This is a genomic window from Nocardiopsis lucentensis DSM 44048 (assembly GCF_000341125.1).
Lineage (GTDB): Bacteria > Actinomycetota > Actinomycetes > Streptosporangiales > Streptosporangiaceae > Nocardiopsis > Nocardiopsis lucentensis.
Genome location: NZ_ANBC01000434.1, coordinates 1 through 2,655, shown reverse-complemented (window position 1 = coordinate 2,655; position 2,655 = coordinate 1). Strand labels below are relative to the sequence as shown.

The following is a 2,655-nucleotide window of genomic DNA, read 5'->3' as shown; positions in this document are numbered from 1 at the left end:
GACGGCCCGCCGCCGTGGCGCGGACCCCCATCCGTCCTTGAGAAAGGGAGCTACCGCCTTGTCCCTCATGAGACGCTTCACCACCCGTATCGTCGTGCTGTTGGCCGCCGCAGCCTCCGTCATCGCCCTCGGCGGGGCTCCGGCGTCGGCGCACAGCCTCTACTCCGCGGTCGTCTCCGACCTCGGCTGCTCCTGGGAGAACGGCAACTACACGATCCTTGAGTCCCAGCCCGTGTACGTCGAGGCGCCCTACGAGCGCGTCGGGACGGTCTACCTGCTCTGGAACGCCCAGTACCAGCAGAACTGCACGGTCGCCCGCAAGACCGGCTCCTCCCACGGAGTCCCGACCCTCACGGTGGCCTACCTGGAGGTCCAGGGCCTGGACCGCTACAGCAGCAAGTACAGGGACTACTCCCACTACGCGACCGTCGCCCACGAGGCCGCCGACCGCTGCGTCAAGTACTGGGCGCTGATCGAGTCGGCGGAGACCGGCCGTCTCGGCAGGGGCGGGAACGAGGATGACTGGCGGTACTGCGGGTGATCCTCACCCGGGGCCGCTGAGCCGATGTCCCTCCGAGGGGCCCGATGTTATGGCGGTCAGGAAGTGGTCACGGCCCGGAGCCTTGCCGCGGAGCGGTGCCCGCGCGCGGTGAGGATCCGGGCCGTGCTCCGCGGGCGATCGGCCGCATCGGCCCTCGGCTTTCTCTTTCTCGTCCCGGCCGGGTGAGGGCCCGCGCTCCGGAGCCGCTCCTCTCGGCACGGGGCGCTTTGTCGTTCTTCGGGGCCGTCCCGCCCCTCCCCCTCACCCGAGGGAGGGGCGGCCGGGCCGCCGGGCCTCCCGAACCGTTCGCCGAGGCTCCTCCCGGTGGTCGGCCCGGCCCCAGGGGCGGCGGGCCGTGTGCCCCCCCACTGTGGGTGGAAGCGTCTGGATCCTTGGAAGGCGCATGACCTCGACGATGGGGCGCATAACTGTGTGGAGGTTGCCGAAGGCGCGGTGACCGGTGTTCGGGGCACGCAGAATCGGAGACCGGGTCATCTGCACGTTCCGGCCGGTGCGTGGGCCGCCGTACTGGTCTCGGTGCGTGTCAGCGAGGAGGAGTGGGCCGGTACCCGCCAGGGTCGGTGTCGGGTCCCGTCACATCCCCGGGCCGCGCGCCGACACACGGGCGCGGCGCTGCGCGAGCACGCCCGCCAGGGAGATCGCCGTCGCGAGGAGCAGGGCCCACTCCAGCGCGGCCACCCACTGGGGAACCAGGGCCATCGGAAAGCCGTGCCCGTAGTCGCACGTCACCTGCTGTGGAAAGGGCTCGTACCGAAGGTTCGCCTCGTCGCCGGAGGACCTCGTGCCGAGCCCGCATCTGGTCGGGTTGACGAGTGTGGGAACGACGGTCGCCAGGAGCACGAGGACGTAGAGGTTCGCGAGCAGCGAGGGAAAGACGACCGCTAAGGCCGGAAAGCGGCTGTCGAACCCCCTGCGCGACAAACCGACGAACTCCAGGGCGAACGCCGTCAGCGCACAGACCACGACGAGCACCACGCACGTCCACCACACGAACACCAGGACTCCCGCGCTGGAGATCGTCTCTCCGCTGGGGTAGACGCACGTCACGTTGGGCGGGTAGGCGGTCCGCTCCACCTCGTGCCGTCCGCCGGGGCCCACGATCCCGTGCGCGCACCTCTCGTCCAGTTCCCCGACACCGGCCTTCACCCCGGCCACGATCCAGACCCCGACCAGGGCGATCAGCAGGTCGATGGTCAGGGACCAGAAGAGATTCGCGGTGCTTCGTACCTTCTGTGCTGTCGGCATGGGGTCGGACCCTATCGGGACGCGTCATGACCGCCGTTCGTTCGGGGGGTTCCTGGTCGGGAGGGACCGGTCGCGGACAGGAGACCGGCCGCGCCCGCCCGATCCCCCGCGCGACGAAGCGGAGACCCCCGCGACGAAGCGGAAGGCAAGCGAGAACAAAGCCGGGGACGACAGCGTGGTCTCCAGCACCCGCGCATGACAGGGAGCACACCCGGCCGTGACGCCCATCCCCACACCTGTCGGGCGCCTTCGGCCCGGGTTCACGTCTGTTCCATCGTGAAAGGGAGTCTCATGTCTGGAATGAAGCGCAAGATCACCACCGCTGGTGTGATGGCCTCGATCGCCCTGGCGGGTGTGTTCGGAATCGCTCCGGCGGCCTCGGCCGCGGTGGACGGCTCGTGCGGCGGCGGTGAGTTCTGCCTCTACGAGAACACCGACTACAACAAGGGCAACACCCCGAACGTCTACCAGTGGACCGGCAGCGACCGTGACTACAACAACAACCGCTGGTACAACGCCGCAGACAGGGAGTTCACCAACGACGTCCTGGACAACGAGGCCAGTTCCGTCTGGAACCGGACGGGCTGCGATGTCACCCTCTACCAGCACGTCGGCTACGGCGGTGCCAACACCACCTTCGACCCGGGTGACTCGGACGGCTACCTGGCCAACAACAGCGTCGGTGACAACCGGGCCAGCGCGCACAAGTTCAAGTGCTAGTGCCGCCGTGCGCGCCGGGCCCTGAGCGCGTCGGGCCCTGAGCCGACCGGGGCGGGCGGCGCCGCGTGGCCGCCCGCCCCGCAGGAACGAACCCTCGACCGAAGGTGAAGTGCACCGTGGCCTCCCCG

At 69.6% G+C, this 2,655-nt stretch carries 3 protein-coding genes and 1 pseudogene; 3 read left to right on the top strand and 1 reads right to left on the bottom strand.

The genetic code is table 11. The annotated features are described in order from the left end of the window. Positions 1-67 precede the first annotated feature (67 nt). Both D471_RS0115285 and D471_RS41815 read left to right on the top strand, forming a co-directional pair. Complete coding sequence (locus D471_RS0115285; RefSeq protein ID WP_017599422.1) at positions 68-541, top strand: hypothetical protein; 474 nt, start codon at positions 68-70, stop codon at positions 539-541. Positions 542-865: 324 nt separating this feature from the next. After that, positions 866-1,072: pseudogene (locus D471_RS41815) on the top strand (DUF397 domain-containing protein); the annotation flags it as partial. A 63-nt stretch (positions 1,073-1,135) separates the two neighbouring features. Here D471_RS41815 and D471_RS41810 read toward each other — a convergent pair. After that, the gene (locus tag D471_RS41810; RefSeq protein ID WP_017599421.1) at positions 1,136-1,807 is read right to left on the bottom strand and encodes a hypothetical protein; all 672 of its coding nucleotides are present in this window, start codon (positions 1,805-1,807) and stop codon (positions 1,136-1,138) included. A gap of 300 nt (positions 1,808-2,107) precedes the next feature. Here D471_RS41810 and D471_RS0115275 point away from each other — a divergent pair, with 300 nt between their 5' ends. After that, positions 2,108-2,527, top strand: a complete 420-nt coding sequence (locus D471_RS0115275) for a peptidase inhibitor family I36 protein (RefSeq protein ID WP_017599420.1) — start codon at positions 2,108-2,110, stop codon at positions 2,525-2,527. Positions 2,528-2,655 lie beyond the last annotated feature (128 nt).

Coding starts and splice junctions, on each gene's coding strand:
- D471_RS0115275 (WP_017599420.1), top strand. CDS start 2,108: ATGAAGCGCAAGATCACCACCGCTGGTGTGATGGCCTCGATCGCCCTG.
- D471_RS41810 (WP_017599421.1), bottom strand. CDS start 1,807: ATGCCGACAGCACAGAAGGTACGAAGCACCGCGAATCTCTTCTGGTCC.
- D471_RS0115285 (WP_017599422.1), top strand. CDS start 68: ATGAGACGCTTCACCACCCGTATCGTCGTGCTGTTGGCCGCCGCAGCC.